The following is a 17,749-nucleotide window of genomic DNA, read 5'->3' as shown; positions in this document are numbered from 1 at the left end:
GCTAACAATGAACAATAATTGTTTTGTAAGGAAGTGATCAAAATGGCTTTTTTTCAATATTTCGGTATGGAGAGCACCCCTGTCTTCAAATATTTTGACTTAGAGGACCTCAACTTTCCACTCCATTTGCACCGTGCTTACGAGCTACTGGTCGTGCAACGGGGACGTCTTCACGTCCAAATTGATAATGCTGATTACCACGTTGACCCCAAACAATTTATCATTATCTTCCCTAACCAAATTCATGGTTTTGATATGGCTCCAGCAACTAAAATTACTGTTGTTATTTTTTCACCCGAGTTTATTGGCTCCTTTAGCGAACATTACCAAGAAATGGTACCTGTCAATCCGGTCATCTATCTGAAACAGCCGTTGAATTTTAAAAAGACGTCAACCAGTTACGGCATCAAAGGCCTGCTTTACAATTTATGTGATACTATCGTTCAACAAACCGAGTTTACTGAACGTAAACGTTCCTCGCAATTCGAAACTGTTTATCAAATTTTAGATTACGTGACAAATAATTTTCAGGAAGCCTGCACCTTAAAGGACTTAGCTAACAAAATCGGCTTTGATTACTCTTACCTGTCTAAAACATTCAAAAAAACTATGCATCTGTCCTTTCCTGAGTATCTTAATAGTTACCGAATCTCTTATAGTCGTCAACTCTTAAAAAATACGGATCTATCAATTACCCAAATTGCCTACAATTGCGGATACGCTAGTGTACAAAGTTTTAATCGCAATTTTAAGCAGTTCAATGACTGTACCCCACAGGTCTTTCGGCACTCCGTTGTAAAATATGACAAGAGTCTTAAAGAAAATTACATTAGCGGTTAGCCACTACTACAAAAAAGTTCGGTACACCACGTCTATTTGTGGAATACCGAACTTTTTTAAACACTCTGTTATGCATTGAAATCGTCTAAACTTAATAATCTCATAGCCAACACGGTGGCCCTTTACCAACTAGAGAAATAGATTTGTTGTCAGCTCGCTAAACTATTGTGTGTAGGAAATTATTCCTTGCAACTACAATATGACGGATGAGTTCTCACTTACTCCGGCTGTTCATCATCTCCATAATACTCTGGCACCGGTGCGACCACGGGATGGGTCCGCAACCAAGCTACAATCTGCCGGCCCAACGACTCTCCCATCGGGGCCGAGGCTGCGATTTGTGCCTTGGTAATCTGATTGATGTGGATGCCGGCTGTGATTGTACAACTGCCCGGCAATACGGGTTGGACGACTCGGGCAATGCGTTCGCCAACAAAGTTGTCCTTGTGGAATCGACCGTCGTGACTGGGATATTTAATGGTCTGCAGTGGCGTTTCTCGCGTCAAGGTAGTCACATCGCCAATATGGGGGTCACTGCCGCCGGTCACCACAATCAGTAAGTCCTTGCCAATCACCGTGACGGCCGCGGTAATCGTATAATCTTCTTGCGTCACGCTAAATATCGGCACGGTTAGTCCCCCTCCCAGCGTTTCGCCGTCACCAGCGGAATATCAAAGGCATCCAACACCTTCATGCTCTGATGGTCGACTAAATCTTGAATGGTCTGGGGATGATTGTAAAAGGCCGGAATTGGCGGAATAATCTGCGCGCCTAATTTTGCGAGCTTAGTTAGGTTTTCCAAATGGATCACACTCAATGGCGTCTCCCGGGGGACGATGACCAATTTACGCTGCTCCTTAATGGTCACATCCGCCGCTCTGGCCACCAAATTCTCGCCAAAACCGTAAGCAATACTGGCGACCGTCTTCATACTGGCCGGTACGATCACCATGCCGGCATTCAAGAACGACCCGCTGGCAATTGCAGCCCCCTGGTCGCGATCACTGTACACCACATCGGCCAGGTCCTTGATCTGGTTCAACGTATAGTCCGTCTCTAACGCCAAATTTTTCTTGGCCCAAGCACTCATCACCAAGTGCGTTTCTACCTCTGGATTGGCCCGCAATTTTTTCAACAGGTCAATCGCATAGATTGTTCCCGATGCGCCGGTCACACCAATCACGATTTTCTTCATCAGTCACCCCTCCTTGCTTATGCCAAATACTTTTGCCAATCTGGTACGTCCATAAATTTCGCCCGGACGAACTGGTCCTTCATGTCAAACGGTACGGTGCCATCGATCACCAACTTTGATGACATCCCCCGCGTCCGAATCGACTTGGGATCGTATTCCGGTCGCTCCGAGGGGTCGAGTGGGTGATTGCGCATTCCCGGCAAGACCATGAGATCCTGATCGGCCTGAAAACGTGTATTCACTGTCCAGATGACATCGTTCATATCAAAAATATCAACATCCTCATCAACTAAAATCACGGTCTTTAGCTCTTTAAACGCTGAAAATGCGAGCAAAGCGGCCTGTCGTTGGATTCCTTCATCAGCCTCGTCTTCCTTGTGAATCTGCATGATGGTCATGAGTTTTCCCCCACCGGCTGGCGGATTATAAACGTTCAACACCTTGCCAGGAATGGCCCGGTTCGTGAGGTCTAAAATGCTGGCCTCAGTGGGAATGCCCGCCATGCTGACGTGTTCCTCGGAAGGCCCAATAACACTTTGCATAATCGGATTCTTCCGGTGCGTCACGGCCGTCACCTTGATGACCTGAAGTGCCGGATTGGCATCACCGTCGTAGCCCGGAAATTCTGGCATCGCTTTGCCCGTATGCGTATTGATATCCTCTTGAATCCGCTCGTTAGGCATAATATAGCCTTCCAAGGTAAATTCTGACCGGGCGATGGCGTTTTCATCGACAGTCAGTGCCGGCGTTAGACCAACGGCTTCCTGCCGAATTGCGCCAGCTACGCCCAGTTCGTTATACCCCAGTGGCGTGGTTGGCGGCTCGAAGGTACAGCCAATGGTAATTGCCGGGTCTAGCCCAATGCTGATCGTAACTGGCATGGGTTCGTTTACGGCCTCATATTCCTTGGCAAACGCGCCAATGTGCCGACCACCGGGCATGATGTAAATACCCAGCTTGTCCTTATCTTCCAAAACCATTCGGTGAATCGTGACGTCACTCATGGTCTTGGCCTTGTTGGATCCTAAGACGACCCCCACTGTGATATAGGGACCGGCATCCTCCGGGGTATTGGTCGGTGCTGCCACCAATTGCCGAATATCGAAATCCGGATCAGTGGCCTTATGCACGACCTCATGAGCAGGAGCATCCTCGACCATGATTGGAGGAATCGGTTTTTCCACAGAATCGTTCAAAAATTGGCCGAGGGTTTGCGCATCGTGGTGAAACATCAATCCGACGCGTTTGCGACTGGCCATCAGCCCCGTCAACACTTTGGTACCGGGGAACCCTTTAACGTTGGTAAACATCATCGCTGGCCCTTCCTGTGTTGGCCGCGCAACGGTCCCGCCAGCGCCGATGTAACGATAGACGCCAGAGAGCTCTGCGTTGGGGTCGACCGCAACGTTAGTAGCGTGATACTGGCCTGGATGGGTCTTCAGTTCTGTTAAGACTTTGCGTAAGTCATATGGTTCATCTGTCATGCAATGACCTCCTGAATTGGTTTACATTGATTAGAATAGTCGCCAAATCGGTTGCAAACAATTCAAGTTTCGACTAACGTTATGCTTGATAGGAATAACAAAAAGCATTTCTAGAAAGGACGTCCGCATGACCATCGATGACTGCTACAATTTCATCACGCTTTATCAGACGCGCAGCGTTTCTGACGCTGCCGTGGCCTTAAATATTTCGCAGTCGGCACTTTCAAAGCGGCTGCGTAGCTTGCAAGACGAACTTGGTGTCGCCTTAATTTCAACCCGCAACAAGCGCCAACTGACCATCACGGAAAGTGGTGAGGTTTTCTTCCGCTATGCTCAGACAATTACAGCACAGGTGCAATTACTCCAAAACGACCTGCTCGACTATCAGGACTTGCGACGGGGGACGCTCCACATTGGCAGTGTGCCGGTCATGGCACAGTATGGACTGGCTGAAAAAATGCGCCATTTCATGCAGGATTTCCCCCAAATCAATCTGCGGCTGGAGGAACTGGAGGGCGCCAACCTGCTGGCCAAATTACAGAAGCAGGAACTCGACTTGGGCATTCTCCGTGACGTCCAGAGCCAGCAACTCAATCAGACTCAATTTGATACTGTGACGCTAACTAGTGACGAGCTCCAGGTCGTACTGCCAGCCGACCATCCCCTGGCCCAACTCCCCGCTATTGAGATGCGTGACTTGCAAAATATTGACGTGGTTTCACTGAATCCCGGGTCTGGCGTGTACGAAAAAATGGCCACCCGCTACCAGCAGGCTGGCTTCACCCCCAACATTCGCTTTACGACCCCTCACATCGAAACGCTACTCGCGATGATTGCCCACACTACACAGGTCACCTTTCTGTTTGCCAAATCCGCTGCGCCCTTCATGACCAGCGATGTTGTCTTACGGCCGTTTGCAACGCCGATGGTCAGCCATCTCCAACTGGTCTACCCCCGAGGAACACGCTCGCAGGCAACGACTAAGTTTCTACAGTATTTGACGGACGCGGCCGACTAACTGCTGGGATTTCGTTCAATTCTGCCGAACTACTTTTGCCGTTAAGTCTGACCTGACTAATTGGTTCGGCAAAATTCCGTCTAAAATGAGAGCGCTTAACATGCTATACTAGAACCTAACTTAGCGGTGGCTTCTGCGACCTATCGCTGACCCCTGCGTGGCAGCAACAACAGTGGCCATCATCGCGTCCCCATGGTTGCGCCAAGCAACTTACTGACCGTGACGAAAATTCACTAACGTTCGCTCGCCCGGCATTCTTTAAGACCAACTTTAACCATTCATTTTACGCAAGCGTCGCTGGGACGCCTTTTTACTAGCACCTGTAACTACAACATCACGATGAAATTTAAACAATTTTTGGAGGCTACTTATGATTAAAACCGTCGTTCACGACCAAGCTCGTTTAGCACAAAAATCGCGACCAGCAACTAAGGCCGATGCCGCAACCGTCACGGATCTTCTCGATACGCTCAAAGCGAACAGTGAGAACTGTGTTGGTATGGCCGCCAACATGATCGGCGTTAACCTGCGAATTATCGTCGTTGACATGGGCGTGATTCCTGTCGCCATGATCAATCCTGTCATTACTAAAAAAACCGGTGCTTATGCCACTCAGGAAGGCTGCCTGTCACTTCCCGGTGAGCGGCCCACGACCCGCTACCAAAGCATTGACGTGACATTTTTAAACCAGAGTTTTCAGCAACAACACCAAACCTTCACTGGCTTCGTTGCGCAAATCATTCAACACGAGATTGACCACTGCAACGGGATTATTATTTAAATTAGATAAGGAGTGTCTTGAGCACATGATTGAAGAAGAAAAAAAGATGCTGGCTGGCAAGCTGTATGACGCCACCATTCCCGAATTGGACGCACGCCGAGTAAAGGCCCATGCCCTCTCACAAGAATTGGGGCAAACACCCGAAACGAGTCCGCGCCGCCAAGAGATTCAAGCCGAATTGTTTCCCGACAAGCCACAGGGACTCTTTGTTCAAGGGCCCGCCTTCGTCGATTACGGCACTCACACCCATTTTGGCAAGGATGTTTACCTGAACGCTAATCTGACCATCTTGGACACTTGTGATGTTGTCATCGGCGACAATTGTATGATCGGCCCTAATGCGAGCTTTGTGACTCCCATGCACCCGCTGCTTTCACGGGAACGCAACCTGAAGACGCGACCGGACGGCTCTCAGTATGACCAGGAATATGGCAAACCGTTGACCGTTGAAGCTAACTGTTGGTTGGCCAGCAATGTGACCGTCACCGGTGGCGTTACGATTGGCCATGATAGCGTCATCGGTGCTGGTAGTGTCGTTACGCGCGACATTCCGGCCAATTCACTGGCGGTCGGTAATCCTTGCCGCGTGATTCGGACCATCACTGAGGAAGATTCCGTCGAATTAAAAAAGGAGCTCTACTAATGACAATGACTGAAGAAGAAAAGATGCTGGCGGGTAAGCTGTACGATCCGAGTGATCCTAAGTTGAATGCTCGCTTACATCTCGCCCATCGCCTATCACAGCTCTACAATCGAACATTTGATGATGAAGATGAGAAACGTGAAGACCTACTGACCCAATTGGTCCCAGATCATGGTGAGGGGACCTATCTTCAAGGACCGATCTTCTTTGACTATGGCTGCTACACCCACCTGGGAAAGCACTTCTACGCCAATGCCAACTTTACCGTCCTCGACTGTGGTCTGGTCACGATTGGTGATAGCTGTTGGTTTGGGCCAAACGTTACGTTAGTTACGCCCATGCACCCCCTCCGTTACCAGGAACGCAACTTACAACCACACGCTGACGGGACGTTATTCGATATCGAATACGACAAACCCATCAAAATCGGCGACAACTGTTGGTTTGGTAGCAACGTGACGGTTATCGGCGGCGTCACGATTGGCAGTGGCTGTGTGATTGGTGCCGGAAGTGTCGTCACGCGCGATATTCCAGACAACAGCTTGGCAGTCGGCAATCCTTGCCGCGTGGTTCGCGAAATTACGGCAGCTGATGCAATTAAACTGAAACCAGAATTGTACTAAAAAAGAGGCACTTGCCTCTTTTTTAATTTCTAATATTTTCAATTCGTGGACCAAAGGAAGCTGATGGCTAGTCGCTGCCCCACTCTGTTTCTAATCATGACGCGCTAACTGCATCCACCCCCAGCCAATCAGACCCAGGTTGAAAATCATCAGTAGCGACCACAGCCAAACATACTCGCTAATGCTAGGGGCAATGGTACTGTGCCAGAGGTAAACGGACATAAACGCAATAATGCCAGCATTTACCACTAACCCTACCCTTTTCAATCGCCGACTCCTTGCGAAGAATGTCAGGCATACGATGACGCCTAAAACCGCGACCAATTGCAGGGAACCGGCTTGCCAATGGAGCTCAGCGCCCAGGCTGGTTAGCGCATCCGGTACAAACGTCAAGATCAGCAAAAAATAGATTTCACCCACAATATTTAACAGTGGCACAAACGGATAGAGTTTCTGCATGGCAGTCTCCCCCTTTTGTTGGTTTGTCCCAACTGTAAAAAATTAGCGCCTGAAAGTAAACTAAAACGCAACCTTTAAGTTATGTCAGGGGACTAACTAATCGCTACCGCTTCTTGAATCAAAAGTAACCGCTACGACTGGTTAACCACTAATTCTCACTGTCAACTAAGGGATCAACCCTCATCTTTACAGTTTCACCCCTTAGTTTTCATCATCCAAAACGACTCGCTAACGGTCGTTTTTTTAGTTTGCGTTAATGTGGCTGACAAAGATGATCAATCCATGCAAAAAGTTCTGGTAAGTCATAGTCACCACTGTGCGGAGTGGCCCACGGGAAGGCGAAGTCAACATCCTTTCCCAGATTTTTTAATTTAGTGGCGAGAATCATCGGTATCGCAAATGACGTGTCACGGTCAGCTGCGCCATGACGAATTCGCCAGTGTCGAGCAATGTGACTTTGTGGCTGCAATAGATAAGTTAACGGATTGATAGCCGCAACTAAATCAGCATCGGCCAGTTGACTAGTGACCGTTGTATGCGCCTGGGCAAAGGACGTAAAGTGCTTCGCGGCGACCAACCGACTGCCGAACAAATCTGCCTCTGGACTACTCAGATCAAGTGCATCAAAGGCGGGCACACCCTTCATCCGCGTAATCGCCCGGAGATATTGATTCCAATCTAGCCGGGTAACTTGCCCATCAACGACCGTGATGCCAGCGTACTTGGTCACATCGATGCCGGCAGTCAAAGCATGCTGTGCTGATTGCCGGATCTTCGTGATAATCGCATCCTTAAAACTACCATCGCCTTCGGCCGTCAACGTTAGCGGTTGCCCAGCTTCATTCGTCAATTTTAATCCGTTGAGGTAGCCACTGAAATCGGCCTGCAAGATCGGCGATAATCGCCGCTCAGCTGGTGTCAATTTACCATGAATCGGTGTACAGATTCGCCGATTGTCGGCCACACGAATCTTCTGGCGGTGCCATTGATAAATACCACCAAACTCCCATTCATAGGCGGCATCCGCATGTTCCAGGTTATGGATCGGACAGTAGGCCGAAACGGCAAAGACGTCATCGGTCGCTGGCGCTGCCCCAAGTGTTAGCAATGGTGTGTCAAAGTAGTCAGCATTGCCACTGGCCCCCATCAACGCCGAAGTCGCGCCACCAGCACTGGTCCCGTTAGTAATGATTTTCTCGGGATCTCCGGGAATACGGCCGGCGTTGAATTTTACGTAACGAACCGCAGCCTTCATATCCACGATAAACGCTGGGGCTTTGCCGATGTATTCGCCCTGAAAATTGGTCTGGGTTCGTCCGCGAACCCCGGCTGATACCACAACGTAGCCTCGCTTAAGTGCCTGCAGAATCGTCTCACCACGGCTAAATGGTTGTGGATTTTTAGGAAAATCACGGGGACCCGGCATGTAGCCACCCACAGTATTGGGCATGAAAATTGGTGCGCTCACACGATTATACCCGTTGATGCGCTGCCCATTGAAGTACGCCTCCGGAACAAAAACGTTGAGTTTCTGAATATCATCGACTGGTCGCGACACGTAAGGCAGGTCCATAAAACAACGGTAGGTCAGCGTTTCGCCATCAACGGTCGCTGTCGCTGACTGATAATTCGTTTCGTCAAATCTCAAGGCTGAGGTCATGGTCAGTCCTCCATTTCAGTTTTACTATTGGCTCTACTGTAGTGGAAAACGTGACCTGAGGCAATTGATTTGGCTAAGACCAATTACGATGCGAAACGTACAATCGGTCAATCAATGGCTTTCGCCGTTTATTGCAGCGGAATTGGCTAAGGGATAGGTCAACTTCAGACCCAACCCATGCAACGGATTATCTCCAAGGGCCGACAACCTTTATCATGGATTTGTGGACATTGACCCACTTCGTTCTTGCCCATTGCTAACCCGATTCAGACGTTGAATCAATGCCATGACTTGCCATGGCTCAGTTGGTAAGGCTAGTCACGGAACGGTGTCAACGGGGGTGTGCATCTCAATCTGTGTTGGCCGGCTAAGCTGATAATCGACCACCGTGTTATGGGGCATACGATTTTTACTTCCCTGATACCCCTTCACGTAGCGGTCAACACGCCCATTGAATTGAATGCTATCGCCTCGCCGAAGCTGACCTAAACCTTGGAATCCTTTTGTCAGGTTGAACCAAAGATGGTCCGCCATGAGCCTGTTGCCAATCACCAGCCGCACCTCACGCAGGAGAATCGTCGGTTTCTCCCCGCGATAGCCAGCTTTATAGCCATATCGTTCTGCCATTCCTAATTGTTCTAATCGTTGTCGCTGTGCTGCACGTACCCTCATCGTAAGCACCCCTCTCTACTGACTAACTCCGTAAAAAGTGACGAAATATTTGTGGGATTTCAAATTAATTTAATTTTTTCTGCTAATGACTTTGCCGACAGCTGATTGTGAATTTACCGAGACATATTCGTTGTTGATACCGCTTACATCACGTAGAATGAGGGAAGCAATTTCACAAGTACATAAAACTCTGACGGCTGAACATCATTGACGAAAGCGAGCGATAATTATGCAAAATTTGTCCCGACACATCTCGTTTCCCCGCCTGCTAATTTTAGGTGCATCCAGCGTGATTGGGAGTAGTTGGATCTACACTAACGGTATTTTTTTTGATAAGTACGGCGCGGGCGGTGAAATATTTGGGTTTGTCCTGGCCACCTTCATCACGATTCTGGCTTCCCTTTCCTTTGCTGAACTCTCTTCGATCTTCCCGCGTAGTGGCGGACCGGTCGTCTATAGCTATTTAGCCTTTGGTCAGAAATGGGCGTTTGCCACAGGCTGGGCGATTCTTGGCGCCTACTTGAGCGCTTTATCCTTCTATGTCACTGCCTCCAGCATGCTCCTGGCCACAATCTTTCCCCAGATGTCGGCCGGGCCGGGCTACACGATTGCCGGGGCCCACGTTTCCCTGACTGAATTGGCGGTCGGCGTAGCGTTCACGCTCTTCATTTTTGCGCTCAATGTTCGCGGAACCAAACTGACCGCGGGGGTGCAAGCGGTGCTCTTTATTGGGTTGCTCATCTTGGGAGGCGCGCTGGTCGTCACAGGGTTTACGCAAGGCAGTCCGGCAAATTTTTGGCCAGCGTTCAGTGCGGGGAGCCAGCCATTTGCTAATGTGGTTCGGTTCGTATTGCCTGCCATGACGTTTCTGACAGGTTGGGAGGTCGTGACGATTCTGGCAGAAGAAGCGGCGATGCCCCCAAAGAAGATTGGCAAGGCGGTCGTTGGCGCTATCATCCTCGCGGCCAGTTACTATATCATTGTGCTGCTGGCCAGCGCGTGGGTCTACCCGTGGCATAAAACGGCAACGTTTCCGATGGGGTCGATCACGGCGTTTACGAAAGCGGGCTTCCCCCTGCTAGGAACGGCGGCCTACCTGATTGCCTTTCTGGGCCTGTTCACCAGCTTCATTGGCCTATTTACGGCGGCCCCTCGGCTGATTTTATCGTTGGCCCGCGCAGGTCTGCTGCCACCAAAGTTTGCGGCAATCAGTGTTAAACGTAATACGCCAATCAACGCGACGGTCCTGGTCTTGGTATTTGCAATTGGCTTCGGCTGGTTAGGTAAGGGTGCGATGACGTACTTTCTGGACTTGGGCGGCTTCTTCGTGGCGATGGCCTGGGCAATCACGGCGATGGCACTGCGCCGAACCCGCCGCGATTATCCGACACTAGATGGTGGCTTTCGGTTGCGACATCTGTGGCCGAGTACGTTGGGCGGTCTACTAGCGGTGCTGATTGCCATCAGCACGCTGTATCCTAAATCACCGGTCGCATTGGCCTGGCCCACAGAATATATCATGCTGGCGGTGTGGATTGGTCTCGGCTTATTGTTCTACTGGCTAGGCCGGTCGAACCATCAGGAGAAGGATCAAGCGTTGCACCATTTGCTGGGTGAGAAGGAATATCAACGATTGAAGAAAAATGCGTAGGAAAACGGCCACCGCTGGCAATACGCGGTGGCCGTTTTTTGATTGTATAGCAGCTACTTCTTAATTTTATGTGTTCGTCGCACGAACACCACTAAATTCCACTTTCAATCAAAAATATATTCGATAATGCCATTCACATTAGAGCTATTCCGCATCAATCGCATCAAATATTACTGAACGAACTAAAGCGTCAGTACTTTCAATTCTTCTTTTCATAGTTGAATCATTATAATCGGTATTTAAAAATGGTTTAACTTGACCTGCCAATATTTTTTTATCATCTGCTGACAGTGCATGTGTTCTTTTCTGAGGGTTATCTAACAAGTATTTAAAAACAACTCGAAATGGATGATGTTGTAGTAATAGCGTAATCAACGATATTTTCCCCTCATTGGTATCTAATTCTCGTAATAAGGTTCGTCCATTTTCATTAATCAGATAACTATCCCCTTGCTTTACACATAGATTTAAATACAAAATTAGATTTCCATAATAGTCACCTTGTCGCTCTGCATACCCAAACACACTCGCAATGTCTCTTTTATGTAATCCCTGACTATCATTGTCTTCATCAAAATAAGCATCGTTTAAAAGAGTTAGTGTTTTTACCAGCTTAAGATAAGAATTAGCTTGTGGAAAAACAATACTCTTAGGTTCAAGTATAGTCTTAGTTTCATTATAAATTTCAACGATATCACCTAAAGTTATTGGTGAATTATCAAAAAATCTATATGATCTCTGACTAACCATTTTGATCGTTGAGTAGTTATTAGGATCTGTAAACTTATACTCATTAAAATAATAGGTTCCTGCAAGTAATGATAAAAATGCAGGACGAACAGGCTTAGTCACACCTCGATTACGAATAACATAATAAGGGTAATATAACTGACGAACTAAAAAATCGGCTTCTGGAACGGCTTTAGCTTCAATAATAACAATTGACCTATCATTCTCAAAAGTAGCATCAATTTCTATTTGTGCACTGTTGACACTAAGTTTTTGTGGATGATCTGTCCCAATATTAAACTCCATCGGGCCTGATCCCATTCTTCCATGTAGCACCGGCAAAAATTGACTACCTCCATCTTGAAGTGCCTTGTTTAGCATTCCACTAGAAAAAGCCGCATCAATGTAGGTATTCTCAGACGGAATCGTTTCAGGTGTAATCGTCTGAACATTAGGAAACTTAATCAGTTCTGGTTCCTTATTCTCATCAATGTCCAAATTAGCATAGGCATTAAATCTACCTAATCGATACGTATATACCTTGTCAATATACCCCAACGGCATAATATTAATAAAATGTTTAATGTCACTAACACCAGTTTTAAATGGAGCTGGCAAACTGTAAGATCGATCAAATTTAGCTAAATTACGTACGTCTGGACCATTTAACTTATTACTAAATTCCTTTAACTCTGGCGCCGTAATATCAAAATAACCATTTTTCTCTAAGGAATCACTAATTTTATCTCCGTCAATATCAAATATCTCTTGCCATACTTCATTTTTATTTGCTTTATTTGTGCCACGTGCCATTATTTAACTTCCTTGTAGTTAACACCCCTTGGGCAGAATGTTTGTATTTACTTTATATTATACATAAAAAATTAGATCGTACTCTACTAAGTCATTTCCCGTAAAATTTTGTTTTTTATTTGAAAGCTACATTATAAATTAATAAATTGCAAATATATATCTTTGCCTCTGTAAAGGTACACATTATTCTATTTTTTTAAATTAATTTTACTTTTAAACAATACATCGTATACTATAATTGTAGGAATATGATAAGAGGGTGTCCTAATGAAGACTGGTGGAACTGGTGGTGCTAACACCAATCATAATGGGTTAACTTTTGAAAAAAAGACAGACTTAGCCGCACATATTGTACAAGATCTCTCAACCAAATATGACTTAAGGCCTCACATTTTCTCAAAAAAAGTACCAATCCATTCAAGTTTAGCCGTTTTTGATGTTATTCGTTTAATAGATCAAAAATCAATTGGAATAATCTCTAAAAAGCAGCAATTCTATAACATTATGTATGAACATTATAACGTGAAAAATATAAATTATAAGCAATGGGAACCGGACGAAACTTTCTTTAATTTTGAAACAAACACTATTTTTATAGTCGAAAAAAAGTGGCAGAACCATACTGGATCTACTGACGAGAAAATTTTCGGATTTGGCAATAAACGTAGACTATACCAAAATAATTTTAATCAGCTTCAGCTTGAACCAAAACCAACTGTTTCCTTTGCTGCCCTTTTTAATTCCTCATGGTGGTTATATGGTCTTAAAACTAAGCCAACTGGCAACCTAACTAGTCTACCTCAAAAAAACTATCAAGACTATTTCGATGCCCTTAGAATGGACGGCATAAAAATATTTTTCGATGATTATGACTATTGGTGGTTCGGTCTGTGAGGTGATCTAACATGGCATGGAATGATAATTTACGAACTGTTCAAAGATATGCTGATAATTCTTATTATACATTTTCTACAGGTACCAAAGATAATTGGCACCTTATGTACCACGATACCAAAGGAGGCCATGAGCTCTATGATAAAGACTATTTGTCTCGTATTAAGACTATTAGTCACTATTACGGTCACGAACATGTCTACACTTCATTTGTTATTGTTTTTGATCTAGTTTCAAAAAACGCTAAAGAGACTAATGGTCGTCCGGTACCTAGTCAAGAACAGCTTGATCAAATCAAAAAAATCGCACAATCATACTCTGATGATCCACAACAAATTATTATGCTCCATAAGTTATTTGATTGTTTCTACATGACAATGATATCTGAATGGTATTATAAAACTACTCGTGGACAACCTTCTAAACTGAAACATCGCATAAAAAGATTAGGAGTTTATCAAGTAATTCATGAGGGTATGTCTCCAGAAGCTGCCGCAAATTATTCAAAGCACAAGTCTGCCAGAGATTTAGATCAAGAAATGAAAAAGCACGGCTTCTAAGGTCGTGCTTTTTTTGTTACACTTGAGTTCAAACGTACGTTCTCAAGACACCATTGTTTTTTCATCATATACTTACTTTCAATCCATAAAACAATACTTTATCAAAAGAGGTGCTTAGTGAGGGAGCCGTACTATCAGAACAATTTAATTCGTCTTTATCAGGGTGATTCACTTCAACTTATGCACAAGATGATGGATAATAGCGTTGATGTCATTGTCGCTGATCCACCTTATTTTTTATCCAATGGTGGCTTCTCAAACAGAGGTGGCAAAAAGGTTAGTGTTAATAAGGGAACTTGGGATCAGCCCAACTCTAAATATGCCACCTCAGAAATATTTAATGACCTATTTTTAAAGGAAGCGCGGCGAATTTTAAAAACAACTGGAACCATCTGGGTGTTTGGTAGTATGCATAATATTTACGAGATTGGTTACTTGATGAAGAAATTCGAATATCGTATTCTAAATAATATTACTTGGCAAAAACTGAATCCGCCGCCAAACCTTAGCTGTAGAATGTTCACGCACTCAACGGAAACTATTGTCTGGGCTAGAAAATTTGCTAAACAAAAACACTACTACAATTATGAATTAATGCGTAAATACAATCACGGCAAGCAAATGAAGGATGTCTGGTCAACCCCAGTTATTAACCAGTCCGAACGCAAATTTGGTAAACACCCTACCCAGAAACCTTTGGCAATCATCACTAGGATAATTGAAGCCTCTACTACCGAAGACATGCTAGTCCTTGATCCGTTTGTTGGCAGTGGCACAACTGCCCTTGCCTGTCAATTGCTTAATCGTCATTGCATCGGAATTGATTTATCCATTGACTATCTAGAAATTGCAAAACGTCGTGTCCGCAATGAAGAAGGAGCCTTATTTTAATGTGTGCTGCAAACTCAAAACTATCTGAAATATCACCAATTATCAAATGGGCTGGTGGAAAGAAAAAGTTGACTCCACTAATCGAACAAGCTATCAGTAAAAAATTCAATTTAGATAAAATTGATACGTACATTGAGCCCTTTGCTGGTGGTGCATCACTTTTTCTTCACCTAGCAACTAAATATCAGTTTAAAAAACAAGTCATTATGGATATTAATCCGGAACTAATTAATCTATACATTCAGGTCCGGGACCATCTCCAACCACTCATGACTGGTCTAACAAATATTCAAATTGAATACAACACATTATCTAATGATGATGACTTCGACGAAAAAAAGAATTATTTTTATCAGGTACGTAATTGTTTCAATCAAACTCTGCTTTTAGAACAAAGTAAGTCTACTGAAATAGATACCACTCAAAAAATAGAACAAGCTGTGCGCTTTATCTTTCTAAATAAGACAGATTTCAATGGCCTTTATCGTGTTAACTCCAAAGGTACTTTCAATGTTCCCTTTGGACGTCGGAAACAATTAAATCTTTTTGATAATGATAACCTTTTAAACTTCTCCAATCTTCTACAAAACACCGAAATTCTCCTTGGTGATTATCAGGATACACTTCATTTTGCTGATGAAAATTCATTTTTCTATTTTGATCCGCCTTACAGACCCTTAAGTGACTCTGCTAGCTTCACTAGCTACGCAAAATCTAGTTTTAATGATGCCTCACAGATTGAACTAGCCAACTTTATTAAAGAAATTACCAAACGTCGCTCACACTTTGCACTAAGTAATTCCGATCCACACCAAAGTGATCCCAATGACGATTTCTTTGACAGCCTATACTCTGACTATACGATTCAACGAATTCAGGCTGCACGAATGATTTCCGCACGTTCAAAGGGGCGTGGAAATGTTTCAGAATTATTAATTATTAACTAAAGGAGCCCCACCCATGTCTCCCATCCAATCCTACCTCACCACTCCCGCCGCAGCTAAGCACCACACCGAGCTCGTCGCTATGTATGACCTTCTCAAGTCACTACTTCCTGATGCCACCGAGAAAATCAGTTACGGCATGCCCGCCTTCTACGTTGCTGGAAAGCCCGTTATTTACTTTGCTGCGGCTAAGCGCCACCTCGGTCTCTACCCAACGGCCTCGCCAATTGTGCATTTTGCCGACGAGCTGACGGCCTACCACACCTCTAAAGGCGCTATTCAGCTCCCTTACGATCAGCCGCTTCCCGAAAACTTGATCGCCGCCATCGTTGCTTTTCGCGTGCATGAAATTACCGATTAACCACCAAAAAAGGAGCTATGATTTTTTTCATAGCTCCTTTCGTGCTCATCGAAATTATATTGTGGCAACTTGTGTCCCGGAACAGCGTCACCGCGTATTTTTCATTCGCTAACTTAGTCTTCGCTACCCATCAGTCGACCAACGAACGCTGCCAAAATTGCACCGACTTCTGGAGCCAAAATGTACAACCACAGGTGAGACAAGGCACTACCGCCAGCAAAAATTGCGGGACCGAATGAACGGGCTGGATTTAATGAACCGCCCGTCAGATTCAGTGCCACAATGATCAAAAAGGCCAACGTTATCCCAATCGTCAGACCAGCAAAGTCTCCATTACCATGACGGTCGCTCGTCACATTTAAAATCACCAACAAAAATAGGAACGTGACCAGTGCTTCCACCACGAAGGCCAAGCCCATCGAAATCTTAGGGAAATCTGTTTGCCCTAATTGATTGGTTGCTAAGCCCAGACCACTGACAAATAATTTAATAAAGGCTGACGCCACCGTCGCCCCCAACACCTGCGCCACGATATAGCCTGCGGCATCCTTACCGCCAATTCGGCGATTGATCAACATGGCCGTCGTCACTGCCGGGTTAAAATGTCCGCCAGAGATACCGCCAAACGCGTACGCCGACACCGTGATTGCCAACCCAAAGGCCAGTCCAATCGTCAACGTATTCCCAGCAGCGACCGTTACCGCACCGGTTCCCAAGAAGACCAGCATAAAGGTTCCCATAAACTCTGCAGTATATTTCTGCATGATAATTCCTCCTATCTCACTTATGTAAATAATTATAGAACACTTCAGTAAACGACGGTACCAATACGCAAAATGTCCCGGCAACTCATCTATTTTTGACTACCGACCCGTAAAAAAACGCTCCCCCTTCTCGGAAAAGCGTTCCTAGCTCACTCTGTTTGCTGCACAATGGCCGTAATCGCCGCTGTGATTCCCCGTACGTCATCCGCCAACGCGAGCGACGGCGTATTGGGCCGGTCAGTCACCTGACTCGGTAAAAATGGAATGTGCATGAAACCCGCCCGCAACTCCGGAAACTCAGTCGACCGCAAGTACTGGACCTGATACATGAGATGATTGCAAACGTAGGTCCCCGCCGTCGTCGACAAAGTGCTTGGCAGACCAGCCGCCCGAATCGCTGCAACCATGGCCTTAACTGGGAGTTGCGTGAAGTACGCTGTCGCCCCATCAGTCTGAATCGGCTGATCGACCGGTTGTTGGCCGGCGTTATCCGGAATTCGACCATCGCTTAAATTAATGGCGACCAGTTCCGGTGTCAACGCCGCACGTCCACCCGCTTGACCAATGCTCAAAACCACGGCTGGTCGCTCACGTACAATCGCTTCCCGTACAACCGTCGCACACCGATTGAATACAGTTGGAATCTCTAATTTTACAATCGTCGCCCCCGCAATTGTCGCTGGCAACTGGTTCACCGCTTCAATCGCCGGGTTCATCGTTTCCCCGCCAAACGGGTCAAATCCCGTCACTAAGACTTTCACTGCCGC

20 protein-coding genes are annotated in these 17,749 nt (G+C 45.9%); 11 read left to right on the top strand and 9 right to left on the bottom strand.

The window, feature by feature from the left end; all coding sequences use genetic code 11:
* The first annotated feature begins 42 nt into the window (after positions 1-42).
* The gene (locus FAY32_RS00540) at positions 43-840 is read left to right on the top strand and encodes a helix-turn-helix transcriptional regulator (protein ID WP_143461383.1); all 798 of its coding nucleotides are present in this window, start codon (positions 43-45) and stop codon (positions 838-840) included.
* Positions 841-1,058: 218 nt separating this feature from the next.
* Here the strand turns inward: FAY32_RS00540 and lpdD are convergent, their stop codons facing one another.
* The 3 genes from lpdD to FAY32_RS00525 are packed head-to-tail and all read right to left on the bottom strand — an operon-like array spanning position 1,059 to position 3,519.
* A complete protein-coding gene (gene lpdD / locus FAY32_RS00535; RefSeq protein ID WP_143461382.1) occupies positions 1,059-1,469 on the bottom strand; it encodes a prenylated flavin chaperone LpdD in 411 nt (136 codons plus the stop codon).
* 2 nt (positions 1,470-1,471) lie between these two features.
* Positions 1,472-2,035, bottom strand: a complete 564-nt coding sequence (locus FAY32_RS00530) for a UbiX family flavin prenyltransferase (RefSeq protein ID WP_143461381.1) — start codon at positions 2,033-2,035, stop codon at positions 1,472-1,474.
* Positions 2,036-2,052: 17 nt separating this feature from the next.
* Positions 2,053-3,519, bottom strand: coding sequence for a UbiD family decarboxylase (locus FAY32_RS00525; RefSeq protein ID WP_143461380.1), 1,467 nt, complete (start codon positions 3,517-3,519; stop codon positions 2,053-2,055).
* Between the two features lie 127 nt (positions 3,520-3,646).
* Here FAY32_RS00525 and FAY32_RS00520 point away from each other — a divergent pair, with 127 nt between their 5' ends.
* From FAY32_RS00520 to FAY32_RS00505, 4 genes are all read left to right on the top strand, one after another.
* A complete protein-coding gene (locus tag FAY32_RS00520) occupies positions 3,647-4,537 on the top strand; it encodes a LysR family transcriptional regulator (RefSeq protein WP_143461379.1) in 891 nt (296 codons plus the stop codon).
* A 370-nt stretch (positions 4,538-4,907) separates the two neighbouring features.
* Complete coding sequence (locus FAY32_RS00515; protein ID WP_143461378.1) at positions 4,908-5,318, top strand: peptide deformylase; 411 nt, start codon at positions 4,908-4,910, stop codon at positions 5,316-5,318.
* Between the two features lie 25 nt (positions 5,319-5,343).
* Positions 5,344-5,961 (top strand): sugar O-acetyltransferase, encoded by a 618-nt coding sequence (locus tag FAY32_RS00510; RefSeq protein ID WP_143461377.1) that lies wholly within the window; start codon positions 5,344-5,346, stop codon positions 5,959-5,961.
* 5 nt (positions 5,962-5,966) lie between these two features.
* A complete protein-coding gene (locus FAY32_RS00505; RefSeq protein ID WP_143461891.1) occupies positions 5,967-6,584 on the top strand; it encodes a sugar O-acetyltransferase in 618 nt (205 codons plus the stop codon).
* 90 nt (positions 6,585-6,674) lie between these two features.
* On the opposite strand, the gene FAY32_RS00500 is transcribed toward FAY32_RS00505, so the two are convergent.
* The 3 genes from FAY32_RS00500 to FAY32_RS00490 all read right to left on the bottom strand — a co-directional run bounded on the left by FAY32_RS00500 (position 6,675) and on the right by FAY32_RS00490 (position 9,375).
* Complete coding sequence (locus FAY32_RS00500; RefSeq protein WP_143461376.1) at positions 6,675-7,043, bottom strand: hypothetical protein; 369 nt, start codon at positions 7,041-7,043, stop codon at positions 6,675-6,677.
* A gap of 253 nt (positions 7,044-7,296) precedes the next feature.
* Entirely contained in the window at positions 7,297-8,703 is a 1,407-nt protein-coding gene (locus FAY32_RS00495) for a subtype B tannase (protein ID WP_143461375.1), read from the bottom strand.
* Between the two features lie 318 nt (positions 8,704-9,021).
* Entirely contained in the window at positions 9,022-9,375 is a 354-nt protein-coding gene (locus FAY32_RS00490) for a hypothetical protein (protein WP_143461374.1), read from the bottom strand.
* 229 nt (positions 9,376-9,604) lie between these two features.
* Here FAY32_RS00490 and FAY32_RS00485 point away from each other — a divergent pair, with 229 nt between their 5' ends.
* Positions 9,605-11,026, top strand: a complete 1,422-nt coding sequence (locus FAY32_RS00485) for an APC family permease (RefSeq protein WP_143461373.1) — start codon at positions 9,605-9,607, stop codon at positions 11,024-11,026.
* 144 nt (positions 11,027-11,170) lie between these two features.
* On the opposite strand, the gene FAY32_RS00480 is transcribed toward FAY32_RS00485, so the two are convergent.
* The gene (locus tag FAY32_RS00480; RefSeq protein ID WP_143461372.1) at positions 11,171-12,568 is read right to left on the bottom strand and encodes a type II restriction enzyme; all 1,398 of its coding nucleotides are present in this window, start codon (positions 12,566-12,568) and stop codon (positions 11,171-11,173) included.
* Between the two features lie 267 nt (positions 12,569-12,835).
* Here FAY32_RS00480 and FAY32_RS00475 point away from each other — a divergent pair, with 267 nt between their 5' ends.
* The 5 genes from FAY32_RS00475 to FAY32_RS00455 all read left to right on the top strand — a co-directional run bounded on the left by FAY32_RS00475 (position 12,836) and on the right by FAY32_RS00455 (position 16,218).
* Entirely contained in the window at positions 12,836-13,462 is a 627-nt protein-coding gene (locus FAY32_RS00475) for a hypothetical protein (protein ID WP_225428252.1), read from the top strand.
* 11 nt (positions 13,463-13,473) lie between these two features.
* Positions 13,474-14,022, top strand: coding sequence for a DUF7004 family protein (locus tag FAY32_RS00470; RefSeq protein ID WP_143461371.1), 549 nt, complete (start codon positions 13,474-13,476; stop codon positions 14,020-14,022).
* A gap of 117 nt (positions 14,023-14,139) precedes the next feature.
* Positions 14,140-14,913 carry a DNA-methyltransferase gene (locus tag FAY32_RS00465; protein WP_404820109.1) on the top strand — a complete coding sequence of 258 codons (774 nt, stop codon included), beginning with the start codon at positions 14,140-14,142 and terminating at the stop codon, positions 14,911-14,913.
* Positions 14,913-15,860 (top strand): DNA adenine methylase, encoded by a 948-nt coding sequence (locus FAY32_RS00460; protein ID WP_143461369.1) that lies wholly within the window; start codon positions 14,913-14,915, stop codon positions 15,858-15,860. Before FAY32_RS00465 ends, FAY32_RS00460 begins: the two co-directional genes overlap by 1 nt.
* Before the next feature lie 13 nt (positions 15,861-15,873).
* Complete coding sequence (locus FAY32_RS00455; RefSeq protein ID WP_143461368.1) at positions 15,874-16,218, top strand: iron chaperone; 345 nt, start codon at positions 15,874-15,876, stop codon at positions 16,216-16,218.
* 113 nt (positions 16,219-16,331) lie between these two features.
* On the opposite strand, the gene FAY32_RS00450 is transcribed toward FAY32_RS00455, so the two are convergent.
* Positions 16,332-16,982, bottom strand: coding sequence for an MIP/aquaporin family protein (locus FAY32_RS00450; protein WP_143461367.1), 651 nt, complete (start codon positions 16,980-16,982; stop codon positions 16,332-16,334).
* A 149-nt stretch (positions 16,983-17,131) separates the two neighbouring features.
* Complete coding sequence (gene pcp, locus FAY32_RS00445; RefSeq protein ID WP_143461366.1) at positions 17,132-17,743, bottom strand: pyroglutamyl-peptidase I; 612 nt, start codon at positions 17,741-17,743, stop codon at positions 17,132-17,134.
* Between the last annotated feature and the right edge of the window lie 6 nt (positions 17,744-17,749).

This window comes from Levilactobacillus enshiensis, assembly GCF_007115095.1.
Classification (GTDB): Bacteria; Bacillota; Bacilli; order Lactobacillales; family Lactobacillaceae; genus Levilactobacillus; species Levilactobacillus enshiensis.
Note: the sequence above shows the minus strand (reverse complement) of the source record. Positions and strands in the feature narration are given on the sequence as shown.

Excerpts from the sequence above, each read along its gene's own strand:
- FAY32_RS00470 (WP_143461371.1), top strand. The coding sequence starts at position 13,474 with ATGGCATGGAATGATAATTTACGAACTGTTCAAAGATATGCTGATAAT.
- FAY32_RS00505 (WP_143461891.1), top strand. The coding sequence starts at position 5,967 with ATGACTGAAGAAGAAAAGATGCTGGCGGGTAAGCTGTACGATCCGAGT.
- FAY32_RS00515 (WP_143461378.1), top strand. The coding sequence starts at position 4,908 with ATGATTAAAACCGTCGTTCACGACCAAGCTCGTTTAGCACAAAAATCG.
- FAY32_RS00475 (WP_225428252.1), top strand. The coding sequence starts at position 12,836 with ATGAAGACTGGTGGAACTGGTGGTGCTAACACCAATCATAATGGGTTA.
- FAY32_RS00510 (WP_143461377.1), top strand. The coding sequence starts at position 5,344 with ATGATTGAAGAAGAAAAAAAGATGCTGGCTGGCAAGCTGTATGACGCC.
- FAY32_RS00525 (WP_143461380.1), bottom strand. The coding sequence starts at position 3,519 with ATGACAGATGAACCATATGACTTACGCAAAGTCTTAACAGAACTGAAG.
- FAY32_RS00500 (WP_143461376.1), bottom strand. The coding sequence starts at position 7,043 with ATGCAGAAACTCTATCCGTTTGTGCCACTGTTAAATATTGTGGGTGAA.
- FAY32_RS00485 (WP_143461373.1), top strand. The coding sequence starts at position 9,605 with ATGCAAAATTTGTCCCGACACATCTCGTTTCCCCGCCTGCTAATTTTA.
- FAY32_RS00520 (WP_143461379.1), top strand. The coding sequence starts at position 3,647 with ATGACCATCGATGACTGCTACAATTTCATCACGCTTTATCAGACGCGC.
- FAY32_RS00490 (WP_143461374.1), bottom strand. The coding sequence starts at position 9,375 with ATGAGGGTACGTGCAGCACAGCGACAACGATTAGAACAATTAGGAATG.
- FAY32_RS00540 (WP_143461383.1), top strand. The coding sequence starts at position 43 with ATGGCTTTTTTTCAATATTTCGGTATGGAGAGCACCCCTGTCTTCAAA.
- FAY32_RS00530 (WP_143461381.1), bottom strand. The coding sequence starts at position 2,035 with ATGAAGAAAATCGTGATTGGTGTGACCGGCGCATCGGGAACAATCTAT.
- FAY32_RS00495 (WP_143461375.1), bottom strand. The coding sequence starts at position 8,703 with ATGACCTCAGCCTTGAGATTTGACGAAACGAATTATCAGTCAGCGACA.
- FAY32_RS00455 (WP_143461368.1), top strand. The coding sequence starts at position 15,874 with ATGTCTCCCATCCAATCCTACCTCACCACTCCCGCCGCAGCTAAGCAC.
- FAY32_RS00460 (WP_143461369.1), top strand. The coding sequence starts at position 14,913 with ATGTGTGCTGCAAACTCAAAACTATCTGAAATATCACCAATTATCAAA.
- FAY32_RS00450 (WP_143461367.1), bottom strand. The coding sequence starts at position 16,982 with ATGCAGAAATATACTGCAGAGTTTATGGGAACCTTTATGCTGGTCTTC.
- FAY32_RS00480 (WP_143461372.1), bottom strand. The coding sequence starts at position 12,568 with ATGGCACGTGGCACAAATAAAGCAAATAAAAATGAAGTATGGCAAGAG.